We start from the raw sequence: 320 nt of genomic DNA, 5'->3' as shown, positions 1-320 counted from the left end.
AAGTTCACCGGCAAGATGCTGGACGAGCGGCTCGGCAAGATCACCTTCTGGACGCTGTTCGTCGGCTTCCACGGCACCTTCCTGGTCCAGCACTGGCTGGGCGCCGAGGGCATGCCGCGCCGGTACGCCGACTACCTGGCCGCCGACGGCTTCACGGCCCTGAACACGGTCTCCTCGATCTCGTCGTTCCTGCTCGGCCTGTCCATGCTTCCCTTCTTCTACAACGTCTGGAAGACGGCGAAGTACGGCAAGCCGGTCGAGGTGGACGACCCGTGGGGCTACGGCCGTTCGCTGGAGTGGGCGACCTCCTGCCCGCCGCC

The 320-nt window shown here is 66.6% G+C and carries 1 protein-coding gene; it reads left to right on the top strand.

Going from position 1 to position 320, the window contains the following annotated elements; genetic code table 11:
* The coding region (locus GT030_RS30660) for a cbb3-type cytochrome c oxidase subunit I (RefSeq protein WP_202460764.1) at positions 1-320 on the top strand (320 nt) is incomplete at both ends.

Source organism: Streptomyces sp. SID1328 (assembly GCF_009865595.1).
GTDB lineage: Bacteria > Actinomycetota > Actinomycetes > Streptomycetales > Streptomycetaceae > Streptomyces > Streptomyces griseoluteus.
Note: the sequence above shows the minus strand (reverse complement) of the source record. Positions and strands in the feature narration are given on the sequence as shown.